Source organism: Paraburkholderia sp. RL17-383-BIF-A (genome assembly GCF_046028015.1).
Classification (GTDB): Bacteria; Pseudomonadota; Gammaproteobacteria; order Burkholderiales; family Burkholderiaceae; genus Paraburkholderia.
This window is the reverse complement of record NZ_JARESR010000001.1, coordinates 376,755-390,618: the sequence shown is the minus strand read 5'-3', so window position 1 is coordinate 390,618 and position 13,864 is coordinate 376,755. Positions and strand designations below refer to the sequence as shown.

The 13,864-nt window shown below is 57.2% G+C and carries 13 protein-coding genes and 1 pseudogene; 6 read left to right on the top strand and 8 right to left on the bottom strand.

Going from position 1 to position 13,864, the window contains the following annotated elements; all coding sequences use genetic code 11:
* Nucleotides 1-17: 17 nt before the first annotated feature.
* Together P0D71_RS01915 and P0D71_RS01910 are read right to left on the bottom strand one after the other, a co-directional pair.
* Nucleotides 18-605 (bottom strand): GlcG/HbpS family heme-binding protein, encoded by a 588-nt coding sequence (locus P0D71_RS01915; RefSeq protein WP_408479061.1) that lies wholly within the window; start codon nucleotides 603-605, stop codon nucleotides 18-20.
* A gap of 133 nt (nucleotides 606-738) precedes the next feature.
* Entirely contained in the window at nucleotides 739-879 is a 141-nt protein-coding gene (locus tag P0D71_RS01910; RefSeq protein WP_408479060.1) for a hypothetical protein, read from the bottom strand.
* A gap of 113 nt (nucleotides 880-992) precedes the next feature.
* On the opposite strand from P0D71_RS01910, the pseudogene P0D71_RS01905 reads away from it, so the two are divergent.
* Nucleotides 993-1,184, top strand: a pseudogene (locus tag P0D71_RS01905) (efflux transporter outer membrane subunit); the annotation flags it as partial.
* Between the two features lie 153 nt (nucleotides 1,185-1,337).
* On the opposite strand, the gene P0D71_RS01900 reads toward P0D71_RS01905, so the two are convergent.
* Nucleotides 1,338-2,663 (bottom strand): epoxide hydrolase family protein, encoded by a 1,326-nt coding sequence (locus P0D71_RS01900; protein WP_408479058.1) that lies wholly within the window; start codon nucleotides 2,661-2,663, stop codon nucleotides 1,338-1,340.
* Between the two features lie 402 nt (nucleotides 2,664-3,065).
* Here P0D71_RS01900 and P0D71_RS01895 point away from each other — a divergent pair, with 402 nt between their 5' ends.
* Complete coding sequence (locus P0D71_RS01895; protein ID WP_408479056.1) at nucleotides 3,066-3,776, top strand: SDR family NAD(P)-dependent oxidoreductase; 711 nt, start codon at nucleotides 3,066-3,068, stop codon at nucleotides 3,774-3,776.
* A 91-nt stretch (nucleotides 3,777-3,867) separates the two neighbouring features.
* Nucleotides 3,868-4,098, top strand: a complete 231-nt coding sequence (locus P0D71_RS01890) for a tautomerase family protein (RefSeq protein ID WP_408479054.1) — start codon at nucleotides 3,868-3,870, stop codon at nucleotides 4,096-4,098.
* 258 nt (nucleotides 4,099-4,356) lie between these two features.
* Here the strand turns inward: P0D71_RS01890 and P0D71_RS01885 are convergent, their stop codons facing one another.
* The 5 genes from P0D71_RS01885 to P0D71_RS01865 all read right to left on the bottom strand — a co-directional run bounded on the left by P0D71_RS01885 (nucleotide 4,357) and on the right by P0D71_RS01865 (nucleotide 11,714).
* On the bottom strand, nucleotides 4,357-5,355 hold the full coding sequence (locus P0D71_RS01885) for a LysR family transcriptional regulator (protein ID WP_408479052.1): 999 nt from the start codon (nucleotides 5,353-5,355) through the stop codon (nucleotides 4,357-4,359).
* 336 nt (nucleotides 5,356-5,691) lie between these two features.
* A complete protein-coding gene (locus tag P0D71_RS01880; RefSeq protein ID WP_286162234.1) occupies nucleotides 5,692-6,021 on the bottom strand; it encodes a DUF3331 domain-containing protein in 330 nt (109 codons plus the stop codon).
* 750 nt (nucleotides 6,022-6,771) lie between these two features.
* On the bottom strand, nucleotides 6,772-7,404 hold the full coding sequence (locus P0D71_RS01875) for a DsbA family protein (protein WP_408479050.1): 633 nt from the start codon (nucleotides 7,402-7,404) through the stop codon (nucleotides 6,772-6,774).
* Nucleotides 7,405-7,985: 581 nt separating this feature from the next.
* Nucleotides 7,986-10,811, bottom strand: coding sequence for a 2-oxoglutarate dehydrogenase E1 component (locus P0D71_RS01870; protein WP_408479048.1), 2,826 nt, complete (start codon nucleotides 10,809-10,811; stop codon nucleotides 7,986-7,988).
* Nucleotides 10,812-11,036: 225 nt separating this feature from the next.
* Nucleotides 11,037-11,714, bottom strand: coding sequence for a type 1 glutamine amidotransferase domain-containing protein (locus P0D71_RS01865; RefSeq protein WP_408479046.1), 678 nt, complete (start codon nucleotides 11,712-11,714; stop codon nucleotides 11,037-11,039).
* A 476-nt stretch (nucleotides 11,715-12,190) separates the two neighbouring features.
* On the opposite strand from P0D71_RS01865, the gene P0D71_RS01860 reads away from it, so the two are divergent.
* The 3 genes from P0D71_RS01860 to P0D71_RS01850 all read left to right on the top strand — a co-directional run bounded on the left by P0D71_RS01860 (nucleotide 12,191) and on the right by P0D71_RS01850 (nucleotide 13,733).
* Nucleotides 12,191-12,607, top strand: coding sequence for a hypothetical protein (locus P0D71_RS01860; protein ID WP_408479045.1), 417 nt, complete (start codon nucleotides 12,191-12,193; stop codon nucleotides 12,605-12,607).
* Between the two features lie 69 nt (nucleotides 12,608-12,676).
* A complete protein-coding gene (locus P0D71_RS01855) occupies nucleotides 12,677-12,805 on the top strand; it encodes a hypothetical protein (protein WP_286162186.1) in 129 nt (42 codons plus the stop codon).
* A gap of 268 nt (nucleotides 12,806-13,073) precedes the next feature.
* On the top strand, nucleotides 13,074-13,733 hold the full coding sequence (locus P0D71_RS01850) for a response regulator transcription factor (RefSeq protein ID WP_091807796.1): 660 nt from the start codon (nucleotides 13,074-13,076) through the stop codon (nucleotides 13,731-13,733).
* Nucleotides 13,734-13,864 lie beyond the last annotated feature (131 nt).

The following is a 13,864-nucleotide window of genomic DNA, read 5'->3' as shown; positions in this document are numbered from 1 at the left end:
CGTGCCGTACAGCGGGTTCAGTGTGGCAAGCGGTCCGTGACTTTCGCCACGCCCGCGGCGGCACACACCTCATCCTTGTCACCCCCGGGCGCCCCGCCGACGCCGAGCGCGCCGACCATCTCTCCCCTCACCTTGAAGGCTACTGCCCCCGGCAACGCCATGACGTTGTGCACGGTTGCGAGCTGCGGCGCGTATGGGCTCGTCTTCATCAAATCGAAGAAGCCACTCGACCGGTCGAAGCCGAACTCCGGACCTAGCGTCACGACGGTGAACGCTTTACGCATGCTCGATTCAGCAGTGTGTACAGTGCTCCTGTCTCCGCGCAGTATCACTTGCGGTACGCCGTCCATATCGAGCACGGTAGCAGTCACCCAGTAATGCTTTGTTTCGCACACGCGAATCGCTTCTTTCGCGGCATCGAGAGCCACGTCGAGCGGCAATGTGTAGTGATAGCCCGGCGCCGGCGGCTCTTGCGCCTGAATTGCCGGTGATATTAACAACGCAACGCACAGCTGCCCGGTCAAACTAAAATTTTTCATGGTTATACCTCGCGGTGCCGCGGTAGACAGTTGCAACAGATCAGTAGGAGGCAGTAACGCGAACATCGACCCGTGCCTATGCAAGCTTCGCCGCGTCAGAGTGCGTTTATACACTGCAACGTTCGAATACGGTGCGACCCGACGTCCTCAAGTAGCTGCGTGCGTCGCACGCCACCACCGGACCGAATTTCGTGCCTGTCTACGCTTCAACAATGATCACATCGTAGTTCTCGTCTTCGAATGCGACGAGAAACTCTTCAGGCATCAGCCATGATTCGACGCTCACCGTCTTCGCGTCGGTGTCAACTTTGACCTTCGCGTCGCTATCGACGGTTCTCATCGCACGTTCGATTCCTGAAACATCGTCTGAGCGGATTTCATTTTCTATCGAGAATTTCATTTGCTACTCCTCCAGTCAAAAACGCTTGAATAAAAAGCAGAACCCATTGACACCTCAAGGAAACACTCCAATTGGTCGAGGCGTAACAGCAGGAAGCTTCGATTGTCTACAAACGAACCGTACTCGAAGCCTGGCGAGAGGTGAACGACGCTCTCATCCTCTATGACGCAAAACAGCGGCGGCGCGATTGCCCAACAACGATCGTTAGCCTGAACCAGCGCGCGCTGTCGATTGCGCAGCAACGGTCCCTTTGATCAAACCGTCGGACGGCGCGACCATCCTTGCGGTACTCTTCTCTTCTCCGCGCGACGAGGCCTTCGCGAAAGCAGCTCTTCCCACATGCCCCGATACTTGCTCGCCGAGGGCGACCCGGGAAGGCAGCGCCCGCATCTTTGCCTTCAACGCAGCGAACGGAAGCTTACGCGAATCTCCTCCGAGAAAGCACGAGGCTGCTCCCAGGCCGCAAAGTGTCCGCCTTCGGGAAGGCGGTTATAGTGAATCAGATTGGGATACGCCTTCGCCGCCCAGCTTTGCGGGGCAGCGTAGATCTCATCCGGAAAGACGCTAACGGCAACCGGAATGACAACGTGCTTCGGGGCAAAGAAGTTGAGCTTGTTTTCCCAATACAAACGAGCCGAAGAAATTGCCGTGCTCGTGAGCCAATAGAGCGTCACGTTGTCGAGAACGTCGTCGCGCGAAAGCCCCTCGGTCTGACCGGCAAACACACGTGCGATAAGTGCCTGGCTGGCGGCGTCGTGATCGAGCATCCACGCGGCGAGGCCGACAGGTGAATCTTCAATTCCGTACAGCGTCTGCGGGCGGTTCGTCATTTCTTGTGCGTAACCGAGACCGTGCTTGTAGAAATAGTCGAGCTGATTGAACGCGTGCTTCTCGTCGGCTGAGAGGCCTGCAGGCGCCGGCTCGCCCAGCTTAAGGACCTCTGCAATATTGTCCGGTACGGTAGCCGGCATGTTGGTATGCATGCCCAGCAGTTCCGGCGGCGCCAGAAGGGACATTTGCTCTGTGACAGCATTTCCCCAATCGCCGCCTTGCGCAACATATCGCGTGTACCCGAGGCGCTTCATCAGTACGACCCATGCACGTGCGATGCGAGCAGGATCCCACCCAGTAGTTACCGGCTTGCCTGAGAACCCGTGACCCGGGAGAGACGGAATCACCACGTCGAAGGCATCCGATCCAGCCGCGCCATGTGCCGTCGGGTTTGTCAGCGGATCGATGATCTTCAACTGCTCAATAATCGAGCCGGGCCACCCGTGCGTGATGATGACCGGCAACGCATCTTTATGCTTCGAACGAACGTGAATGAAATGAATGTCGAGCCCATCGATCTCCGTGACGAACTGCGGCACGGCGTTCAATCTCGCTTCAACTTTACGCCAGTCATAATCGGTCGCCCAATAACGCAAGAGGTTTTGCATCGTCGCGAGCTGAACGCCTTGCGATGCGTCAGTCACCGTCTCCCGCTCCGGCAACCTTGCCGCCTCAATACGCCTTTTCAGATCGACGAGCTGCGATTCCGGCGCATGTACACGAAGGGCGCGAATAGCGGCCTTGTCACCGTCTGTCGACTGTACGACCTCAGTGATGGATCGATTCGTTGCTGCGAACGCGAACTGACTCAATGAGCCCGTAACGGCGGCCGCTGCTGCCACACGGAGAAAGCGACGGCGCGACGATGTCGGGGGAAGGATGTCGTTTTGCATACAAGCTCCTATTTTCAATAAGTACGAGTCGGGGGGGAGCGATGAATGCCACAGCAACGCAATATCCCGGTTGGACGCTTTCACGATCGCTCAATTGAACAGTCCTTGCTGACGAACGGTAGGTGAGTCTCATATCGTTCCCACCGTGACAGACCACAAGCCGTAGTTCAGGTGGTTGAAGCGATTGTGCGGAAGCAAGCTCTCCGGGTAAACCGCCGGAGTAGAACAACTGTTGTGTCGCCCATGAATAAATCCGTTGTGCCCGGTTTTCTTCCTCCCAATCACAAGTGTTTGTCCAGCCCGAGTATTCAAACTCCAGGTCAAAAAGCCTAGATTGGGCCTCTACGCGAGCCGCAGGCCCAACCGGCAACAGATCCAACTCAATTGATTCGGAGGCTTTACATGAGCACGTCACACAAAGTCGTCGTCGTTACCGGCGCATCGCAAGGCATTGGCGCGGAAATCGTCAAGGCGTTCCGTGAGCTCGACTATCGCGTTGTCGCCACCGCTCGCGGCATCAAACCATCCGAGGATCCCAATGTCCTCACCGTTGCCGGCGACATCGCCGCCCCCGAAACCGCACGCGGGGTGATCAGCGAAGCCATGGTGCAATTCGGCCGTGTCGATACGCTCGTCAACAACGCCGGCATCTTCATCGCCAAGCCTTTTACCGCCTACACCGCGGAAGACTATGCAGCGGTCATTGGCGTGAACCTGAACGGCTTCTTCTACATCACCCAGCTCGCCATTGCTGAAATGGAAAAGCGTTTGAGCGGCCACGTCGTCAACATCACCACCACCCTCGCCGATTCCGCGATCGACGGCGTGCCGTCGGTACTCGCCTCGCTCACCAAGGGAGGCCTGAACGCAGCAACCAGGTCCCTTGCCATCGAATATGCAAAACGCGGCATCCGAGCGAATGCGGTCTCGCCTGGCATCATCAAGTCCCCGATGCATGCGCCGGAAACGCATGCGGCACTCGGCGCGCTCCACCCGCTTGGTCATATGGGCGAAATGAGCGATATCGTCAACGCGATCGTGTATCTGGATTCCGCGTCATTCGTTACCGGCGAGATCCTGCACGTCGACGGCGGCCAGAGCGCTGGGCACTAGGCGCTGCCACACACTACCAGGCAAACATCCCACGCGGCCGGCCGCCACCGCCTGATGGCGTCCGTGTCGTCAATCACCCAAGGAGAGCATCATGCCAATCGTCACGATTCAGGTGACCCGCGAGGGCGCCAAGCCGGGCGTCGACTCGGTCACAGCAGAGAAAAAGGCTGAGCTCATCAAGGGAGTCAGCTACCTGTTACTCGATGTGTTGAAAAAGCCGCTCGAAGCAACCTTCGTGGTTGTCAAGGAGGTGGAAACGGAGAACTGGGGCTGGGGCGGTCTGCCGACTGATCAATATGGCAAGCAGCGAGCCCTGAAATAGGGGTGTTCGCCCAGCGCGTGGCCCCGCGACGCCGTTACCAGTTCTACGCGCTGAGAGCCTCATTGAAACGAAGTAGCATTAATTTTCCTTCATCAACGCCATTGAAGCGATGAGCGCCATAGACCGGCATAAGCGCCGGGGAGCGGCGCAGACGCCAACGGATCTTGCGTGACTGCGCAGATTCTGGACAGGCCTTCGCAAGGCGGCGCCTCATATCAGGCAGGTGGCCAGCGATGACCTGACAGACCGATCCCGGCGTCACTGCCCCACCGTTTCCAACGGCGAAGGTCGCCAATCGTAGTCTTCCCGATAGCCTTTTTCTGGCAAAAGCGTGGCTGCATCCTTGACGCCACATTGAGTCGACGATCTGAAAAACTGAGTGCAATAATCGACAAATGTCCTGAGCCTCCCGGGCAGCATCTCCCGATGCGCGTAGAACAGGCAGATCTCAACCTTGCTGTCGAATGTAGTGCACCGCGGCAAGATATGCGTAAGCTGGCACGCTTCGATATCTTCGCGCACCATGGATTCAGGCAATGCAGCGACGCCAGCCCCCAATAGCGCCGCCGTCCTGAGCAATATTTCATTCCCGTCCATCGACGACATTGGAGATACTGTCACGCGTGTTTCGCTCTCCAGCAGATCGACAACGTCTACACCTTTCTTCCGTAAACTCGCGTCCAACAGAAGAAAGTGATGGGTCAGGTCGGCGGCGCTTTGCGGAACACCGAACTGCTTCAGATAGGCGGGCGCTGCGACGAAAATGCGCTGTGACTTCGACAATGTCCGGCGAATCACTGCTGACTGCTCGACAAGGTGCGGCGGAAGAATTGCCATGTCAAATCTGCCGTCGTACAGGTTTGCGGCTCCCTCCTGGACGGAAACGATCAGGTTCACATTGGGAGCAATGGCGTGATAGCCCCGCACGAGACGTGAAAATGTTTCGCTCATCAGCATCGGGTGCACGATCAACCGCAGCTTTCCGCCGTCGACTTCACGCTCCCGCGTAATGCGCCGATTCGCCTCGTCGAGTTCCTCGAGCAGGCGGCAGCAACTGTGATAGTAGGTTTGTGCCGCCTCAGTCAAAGAAACAGACCTTGTTGTCCTGAGCAACAGCCTGGTCTGGATGCACTCTTCGAGCTTGGCGATCGCTTTCGATACTGACCCTGTGGTGACATTCAGCGATTCTGCAGCCTTGCTAAAGCTCTGATACCGTGCGGCAGCAACGAATGCACGTAACATGGAAAGCTGGTCCATCTCGCACCTCACTGGTCAATATAGAGTGAATATCCAGGTGCCATGATTCGTCTTTGACGACAAAATCTAAACAGCCGGGAAACGAATGCAGGGTAACCGCGAACGCGGCGTGGTGCCATCGTCCGATAAGGTGTAACGCACCGTGCGCTCGCGTGCGCATCTAATACGATCGGATGGGCGCATCCATTCAGTAGAATTGGACCTTCGAAAACTTTCGTGGTTGCAGGACGCCATCGCCCTTCATCATGGGCTATTCATTATGGGCTAGCGAGGCGGGTTGGCACTCGGCGAAGGCGCGAATACAAGCCGCATATCGATTGGCGAAACGAAGAGCATCTACATCTGGCTTGTCTCCAGCGGTTCAATCGCGTTGAGGACCGATTCGAGGATCATCGCCCGAGCATTGACCGGTTCAGGTTTGGAGCGCTGCGGATGAAATATGCGGTCACCGCGCCTGATCCGTTGCCCGCTCAACGCGCATATACCTGATACCCTGGCCTTTGCGACCCGCCAGATCTGCGCGCCGTAGAAACAGCTCGTAGAATCGCGCCACGCAATCGTCACGGTTAGCGAGGTGGTTCGCTCAATCAGACTCAGGCGAGGCAACTGACTGGTGCTTGACGTGGCCCCACCGCCATAAAATGTCCCGCGCTTTACCACGGACATCCTATCGGTACCCGCATCTGGACATCGCAGTCCCGATGACAACAGCTGTATCGTCTGAGACCAAGGATCAACTCGGCTAATCAGCATGGCCCCGCTCCTTACGAATAGAACCGTGACGTTTCACTCTCGCCGAGCAGGACACCACGTTGGCACCAGCACTTTCAGCGCACCGAACGGATGCGTGTGACCCACCCGCATCCGGACGGCAGCTTGTGCGTCACGGCGAGATATCCGGTGTTCCACAGCGTCGCAGGTCGTTGGAATGGATGTACAAAACACTTCCATCGCTCAACCTCGTCATACGCTCGCACAAGTCGTTTCAGGTGCTGGCCATGCGTTCAAGGTGTCCGCGTCGCCGGTACCAGTACTGATCTTTTCAATCAGCAATCGACAGCTCGCAGTCTCGTCTTAATCGACACTGCCACATTGAACATGCCACCCGCCGTCATGGGGATATGCGGCAGAATTGATTCGATTTGGGCGACCGTCCCGCGGCTCTCCCTTTAGCTCTCTGCGATATTCGATGCAGCGGCCTGTCCACCTATCGGTTCTCGCGTCTGCGTATTTGCTCCAAGGACATGATAGGGCTACTCAGTTGAGGATAGAACGCGCGTTTAGGAAAAGGGTTCTTTCCGGGACAACACTTCCAGCATGGCCCCATATCCTTCGGTGCTTACATGCGCCCACGCCCAGCGTCGGCACCATCGGATTCTCGCGCGACGTGCCTACCTTCCAGACCCCGTTGGTTCGTTATGCGGCGAGGCGCATGAGCGTTTGTTGAACGCTGGCCGCCGATGTGTATCCCGAGCTGAGCAGCCCTATCTTTCCGTTTAGCTCAACAAACAGCGAAGGGAAGCCTGACACACCCAGGCGCCGGGTCAGCGCGAAATCCTCACGAGTTACCCGCACCGCTTCCTCAGAAGACCAGACGGAGAGGAACGCATCGGCGTCGACATCAAACCCCGCCGCCTTCAACGCCGACGCGCCAATCGCCGCCAGAACCTTAGCGTCGGTGGTATCCAGGCCATCAACATAGAAAGCCCGCTGGAATGCACCGAAGACCGTCAGCAGATTGGCCGAAGGCTCAATCAGACGTGCCGTAACCACAGCACGGCAAACTGGCTCAGTGTCATAGACAAAGTTCTTCCTCGCGAGCAACGCTTCACGATTGAATTGCGCACCGCTGAGTTGCTCGACGCGTGCCCAGTGACCCAAGCGGAACTGCTTACCCGCGTCGTCCAGAACCTGTGTGGAACCCGCGGCCAGGCCGCCCAGCACCACCTGCACTTCAAGGGCAGGCATCGCCTCTGCAATCGTTGTCATCTCCCGTTGGAAGCCATAACACCAGGAGCACATTGGATCGCCTACAAATATAAGTTTCATAACTAATTCCGCAAAATTTCTCTATTGCACAGGCCCATCTCGCCAGTCTTCAAGAAAACCGTGATATGCCTTCGGGTGACGTTCGCTGAGAGGATCATAGAGGTGAAGCGTGGCGCCACGAACCAGGCCAGGCTCAATTCACTTTTTACACCATGTAACCAAGACCAGCAGTATCGTGCGCCATCGTTACGTGATCGCGCATCATGGCCAGCGAAGAGTTGAGGTGCGTAGAACCGCGAAATAAGACCAACCGTCAGTTCGTGTTCGCGGAACACGCGACTGCATCCCGAATCCGATCTCAAAGGAATGTCGTGGACTGCCGACTCTGGTTCGCCGAGAGGCGCTCACATCTATCCATGCGATTTCATTAGAAGTTCGAATCAGAGTAACGGTTCTTCCGCCGTGCGGACATGTATCGCCGCCAAAAACACTTGAAACGTCGAACCTCGAATTCAATGCGACGAAGCATCATATGGACACGGCCGAGGAATCCATGGACACGCAAGCTCAGACCCGACACTTTGAACCTACCAACGAGAGTGAATTGATTGCCTCGTCTCCGGGTCGCCCTTGCCGTCGCCTTACTCATCGATCGCTGCGTGCAGATACGTTTCCTGACGCGCTACGTGTATCGACCGGTAACCCGGCGCAGTTGATGCGGTTGCATCAGGTCCGATATAACGCAGCGTCGCAGGAGCCTTCACGATTTCCAGCATCTGCTCCAGCACATAATTCCACGCACCCTGGTTTTTTGACTCTTCCTGACACCAGACGACGCACTTCAGATTAGGATAGCGCTCCAGCCCCGAACTGATTTGCTTTGCGGGGAACGGATACAACTGCTCAATGCGAATCAGCGCGATATTGTCCCTTTTAACCTTACGCTGACGCCCTAGAAGTTCGAAGTAGACTTTGCCCGAACACAGGATGACCCGGTCGACCCTGGACGCTGCTTCCGTCGTCGGCGGTTCGGCAAGAATTTCGTTGAATCGGCCTTTCGCAAGGTCCTCGAGGCTGCTGATAGCATCCGGGTGGCGCAGAAGGGATTTTGGCGTCATCACAATGAGTGGAACGCGATCGGGGAGCACTGCCTGCATCCGCAGCAGGTGAAAAATCTGCGCCGGTGTCGTGGGCTGAACAACCCTCATGTTGTCCTGCGCACAAAGTTGCAGGTAACGTTCGAGGCGTGCGGACGCGTGTTCCGGACCTTCCCCTTCCTGGCCGTGGGGAAGCAGCATTGTTACACCACTATGCTGCCCCCACTTTGCAGCGCCTGCCGACAGAAAATTGTCGATAACGACCTGCGCCCCGTTCGCAAAGTCGCCAAACTGCGCCTCCCATAATACGAGTGCGTTCTGTCGAACAATCGAGTATCCATACTCGAAGGCCAGGACCGCCGCCTCCGACAGAATCGAGTTAGTAAGCGCAAATCGGCCCTGGTCATCCGACACATTGTGCAGCGGGACGTACGTGCCTTCTCCGCGAATGGACCGCTTCTGATCGTGAATTACCGCGTGACGATGGCTGAACGTACCGCGTTCACTGTCCTGGCCGCTCAAACGCACGTCAATCCCCGCAGACAGAAGAGAGGCAAAGGCCAAATGCTCCGCCATACCCCAGTCCAGCGGACGCTTGCCTTCCGCCATCTCGCGGCGGGCGCTCATCACTTTCCCTACGAGCGGATGCAGTGAATACTGCTCGGGAACGCTTGTAATCTTGAATGCGAGTTTCCGAACGTGGTCCGGCAACGGTGGTGCGTAATAGATACGGCCAACGTTTCCATCGAGCACCTGCGGCCAGGTCACCTCTTCGCTCTTTGTATCGACCGGCTTCTTCTCTTCGTTGGCTTGCGCAGCGTCAAGATGCTCACGGTAGTCGTGGACATATTTCTCCACGTCTTCGGTCGTCACGACCCGTTCGTCCACGAGCTTCTTCGCGTAGAGCGTGCGGACACCCGGATGGCCTGCAATGGAGCGATACATCAACGGTTGAGTGATGTTCGGCGTGTCCTGTTCCTGGTGACCATGACGGCGGAAGCAGACCAGATCGATAACGACGCTCTTCCCGTACATGGCGCGAAAATCGATCGCGAGGCGCGTCGCGGCAACCACTGCCTCGGGGTCGTCGCCGTTCACATGCAGGATCGGCGCCTCGATCATCTTGGCAATGTCGGTGCAATAGAAAGACGAGCGCACATCGCGCGGATCGGACGTGGTGAAGCCCACCTGGTTATTCACCACCACATGGATCGTGCCGCCGGTGCCGTAGCCTCTGGTATTCGACAGGTTCATCGTCTCCATGACGATACCTTGCCCCGAAATCGCGGCGTCCCCGTGAATCTCCACTGGCAGGACCGCAGCCGCGCCTTGCCCCAATACTTCGGCGCGCGCGCGAGCGATCCCTTGAATAACCGGGTTCACGATTTCGAGGTGCGAAGGGTTGAACGCGAGTGTGACTTCCGCTGGCCCGGTTGCAGTCGGGAGCAGGCCGGTAAAGCCCTTGTGATATTTGACGTCACCCGCCGGGAGAAGATGCGCGGTTTTTCCGTCGAACTCGTCGAACAACGCAGCCGGCGGTTTTCCGACAATATTGATGAGAACGTTCAGTCGCCCACGGTGGGCCATGCCGAGGATCGAGCTCTTGATGCCCTTGGTGGCGCCGTATGCAACCAGTTCATCCAGCAGCACGATGAGCGACTCGCCACCCTCGAGCGAAAAGCGTTTCTGACCGACGTAGCGGGCATGGAGGTATTTTTCAAGGCCCTCGGCCGCTGTCAACCGTTCGAGGATGTGCAGCTTGTCACCGGTGTCCAGGGTCGCCTTCGCACGCGAAGATTCGAGACGCATTTGCCACCAGCCTCGCTGATCGGGATCGGCAAGATGCATGAACTCGCCGCCCAGCGTCCCGCAATACGTTTCTGTCAGCGCCTGCACCAGATCGCCGAGCGTCGCGTCGTCGTCGGAAAAGTAAGTGCCCGACGTGCTGAACTTCGTATTCATGTCCGCGTGGGAAAGATCGTAGTAACTCGGGTTTAATTCAGGCACCGGCACCGGCACGGCCCAACGTAGCGGATCCAGATGAGCATTGCGGGTGCCAACCATGCGATAGGCTGAAACCAGGGCCTGCACGGCGACCTGCTTCCGGGCGAAACGGAGCACGTCGCCCTCCGAGGGTCCTCGGGTTCGCGCCTGCCGGGCCAACTCGATAAAGCGCGACACGACGGGCGCGTGCGCGACATCACCCGAGTCTGACCCATCAGCCGCCGGCACTTCCTGCAACGCGTCGAAATAGCCACGCCATTCCTCCGACACCGTGTTCACGTCGACAAGGTATGCCTCGTATTGCTCCTCGACATAAGGAGCATTGCCTCCAAACAGGAAGGAGGTACTCCGACTCCGCATCATCATGATGACTCTATCCTCAGTCGGGCACATGCCCGGTATCCGCCACGAATTTACCCAAGGCAATACCGGTCATCGCCCTGGTCAATCCAACACACCCGCGTGTACTCCACAACAAAGACCCGAATGAGCAAGTGGACTGTGTCCCGGGATGGGCGACTCCTGTGCAAGATCGGACGGCCGTCGCCTTTTGACGCGTGCGCGGGCCGCAGAGCCCCCACCGAAATGAAACTAGGACTGCAGGAGCTTGATCAGTTCCCTCGCAGCCGGGCCAGATGAGGCAGGGTTCTGACCTGTGATCAGCCGCCCGTCGACGATCGTATAAATCGACCAGTCGGGGCCTTTTTCATAGAGACCGCCTAGCCGCTTCAGTTCGTCCTCTACGAGGAACGGCACGACCGTGGTAAGTTGCACGGCTTCCTCCTCGCTGTTGCTAAAGCCCGTGACGCGCTTTTCCTTGACGATGGGCTGCCCCTGATAGGTGACGTTTTTTAAGACGGCGGGAGCGTGACAGACGGCGGCCACTGGCTTGCCGGCGTTATAAAACTCCTCGATCAGAGCGATCGATTTCTTGTCGCCAACCAGATCCCACATCGGGCCGTGGCCACCAGGATAGAAGATCGCATCATAGCTGTCCGATGTTACTTCGGAGAGCTTGACGGTATTGGCGAGGACCTTCTGGTTTGCAGGGTCTTTCTTGAAGCGTTCCATCGAGTCGGTCTGGTTGCCCGGCTCGTCGCTTTTTGGATCGATCGGAGGCTGACCGCCTTTGACCGAAGCCACGGTGACCTCTGCACCGGCATCTATGAAGGCATAGTAGGGAGCCGTGAACTCCTCAAGCCAAAAACCCGTCGGCTTGCCGGTGTTTCCAAGCACGTTGTGCGAAGTCAAAACCATCAGAATCTTCATTTTCAGTCTCCGTTCGGTGAGACGAATGCCTGTGAGGGTATGGCTGGGGCACGTTCTAAAAAGATGTCCTCGCCCGGTCATGACGATAGCGGCCTTCACTCAATAAATCGTTTGAGCAGGCGTAATGAACCCTACTTCGAATAGCGTCGGCAGACCATACATCCAAGGGATGCCGGGCAGCCGCACTTCAGTTGCGAAACCCATACCAAGGTGTGGAAGATGCCGCGCGTCCGGACGCTTTCGCTCCTGTATGACGAGGACAGGCCACTGGTATTGACGTCCACGAGGCGGACGTCGGGTCCTATTGGATATGCGGCCGTATGAGTTCCATACGCTTTGTCAGAGGCAGTGCCACCCGTTCGTACAATGGTTTTCCACGGCTGAGCCGTCTACCTTGATCTCATGGCAAACGCGGCCGTCTCGCGTACAGCCGACGAGGAGAACGAGCCGTGAATGCAAAGGAAACGACCTATTCGGTGACGAGTCTGCACGGCGACGCGCTTCCCTTAAGGCCACGCTGGATTCAGGGCGACGCCGGCACGGCGAATGCACTTTCCGAGCGGGTATTCAAAACACTCGTGCTTGTCGTCTGTGCTTGGTCGTTGATTGAAGCACCGCTAGAACTGGGGCAGTCAGACGTACACGCCGGTCTGCCGGCCTTGCTCCTGTCGAAGCTCGTCGTGGTCGGCACAGGTCTGGCCGCCGTGGCCAAAGCACGCTTTGCTCGCGAGACGTTTGCCTTCCTCTGCGGTGCGAGCGTGTTGGCCATCGCACCCGCACTCCCGACGGAATTCAACCAGTCCTTCGCAATAGCAATTTTCTCGTTGGTCGAATGCTTCATCAAGGCTATATGCGCAGTGGCGTTCGGCATCGCATCGTCGCGAGAAAAGTAGTCGCGCCAGCCACAGCGTCCCTGGTAGCAATTCAGTTGCGCGTCAACGCATTTGTTTGAGGAGTTGGATATGTCTTACGTATTGCACAACTGGATATTTATTGGCAGTAACGCGTACGACGAGTACACCTTCGTCCCGTGGATCAACAAGAACGTTTATCGCCGGACAGTCGACCTGAGTCGCGTTTGCCTGCAGTAGATCAACGACGCGCAGTCTCCGGGTCGCGCCCGGAATGGACGCAGAAGATCATCGGGAGATGTGACGCCTCTTACGCGGACTGTTTGATTCATCAGTAGAAACGGCCTAATTTTTTTCGGCGATCAGGCGATGAGCTAACGGTATGCCCTCGATCACCAAGACAACAGGGAAGACCGTAAGCAATATGTGGCGATAAGCCCGAGCATTGCTTACTATACGCAGAGTATCGGCGTTATCTTAGCGCAACGAACTTTGCGAAGATCGAGCGATGAAACATGACAACGTTGGGCAAGGAAGTGAATCATTGCCGGACTCGCTCGTTTATGTGGTTGACGATGACGAGTCTGTTCGAGGCGCCCTCACCTCCTTGCTGATGTCCATCGGAATTCAGGTACGGGCGTACGAATCGGCCGACGATTTTCTCGCCGCGGAAATGCCAGACGTGCCGAGTTGCCTCATTCTTGACGTTCGGCTGCGAGGCACGAGTGGCCTGACCCTGCAGCGGGAGCCATTTAAAGAGAGTGTTCGATTTCCGGTCATATTTCTGACCGGGCACGGTGACATTGAGATGTCCGTGAAGGCAATGAAAGCGGGTGCTTTCGATTTCATGACAAAGCCGTTCAGGGAACAGGACCTGATCGATACGATCGCCGCGGCCCTGAAAAGGGATAGTGAATTGAAGTGCCAGGAAAAGATCGTTGCCGGCATCCGCCAAACCTACGATTCGCTGACAGCACGGGAGCGGGAAGTCATCAGCCTGGTCGCCGAAGGGCTGTTGAACAAGCAGATCGCCGACCGCCTGTGTCTTAGCGAAGTGACGGTCAAAATCCATCGCGCGCAGGCGATGCACAAGCTGAAAGCACGCTCGGTGCCCGATGTCGTCAGGATGTTGCAGCAGGTGCTGCCTGTCCACCAGGACGCCAGGTAAAAGCCTTTGCGCTCACTGCGCTGCGGCCGCCGTCTTCAGACCGGAACGTTCCCCGCTAATACGAACTATCACTAAGATCACTCTAAGGTCTTATTGTCGCCTCGTCCGTTGGCCTGTAATTTGCCTAGAGG

What these genes read in the sequence shown, in the direction of transcription:
- P0D71_RS01890 (WP_408479054.1), top strand. Translation starts at nt 3,868, where the DNA reads ATGCCAATCGTCACGATTCAGGTGACCCGCGAGGGCGCCAAGCCGGGC.
- P0D71_RS01900 (WP_408479058.1), bottom strand. Translation starts at nt 2,663, where the DNA reads ATGCAAAACGACATCCTTCCCCCGACATCGTCGCGCCGTCGCTTTCTC.
- P0D71_RS01870 (WP_408479048.1), bottom strand. Translation starts at nt 10,811, where the DNA reads ATGATGATGCGGAGTCGGAGTACCTCCTTCCTGTTTGGAGGCAATGCT.
- P0D71_RS01880 (WP_286162234.1), bottom strand. Translation starts at nt 6,021, where the DNA reads ATGTCCGTGGTAAAGCGCGGGACATTTTATGGCGGTGGGGCCACGTCA.
- P0D71_RS01885 (WP_408479052.1), bottom strand. Translation starts at nt 5,355, where the DNA reads ATGGACCAGCTTTCCATGTTACGTGCATTCGTTGCTGCCGCACGGTAT.
- P0D71_RS01915 (WP_408479061.1), bottom strand. Translation starts at nt 605, where the DNA reads ATGTTCGCGTTACTGCCTCCTACTGATCTGTTGCAACTGTCTACCGCG.
- P0D71_RS01895 (WP_408479056.1), top strand. Translation starts at nt 3,066, where the DNA reads ATGAGCACGTCACACAAAGTCGTCGTCGTTACCGGCGCATCGCAAGGC.
- P0D71_RS01910 (WP_408479060.1), bottom strand. Translation starts at nt 879, where the DNA reads ATGAGAACCGTCGATAGCGACGCGAAGGTCAAAGTTGACACCGACGCG.
- P0D71_RS01875 (WP_408479050.1), bottom strand. Translation starts at nt 7,404, where the DNA reads ATGAAACTTATATTTGTAGGCGATCCAATGTGCTCCTGGTGTTATGGC.
- P0D71_RS01865 (WP_408479046.1), bottom strand. Translation starts at nt 11,714, where the DNA reads ATGAAGATTCTGATGGTTTTGACTTCGCACAACGTGCTTGGAAACACC.
- P0D71_RS01855 (WP_286162186.1), top strand. Translation starts at nt 12,677, where the DNA reads ATGTCTTACGTATTGCACAACTGGATATTTATTGGCAGTAACGCGTAC.
- P0D71_RS01850 (WP_091807796.1), top strand. Translation starts at nt 13,074, where the DNA reads ATGAAACATGACAACGTTGGGCAAGGAAGTGAATCATTGCCGGACTCG.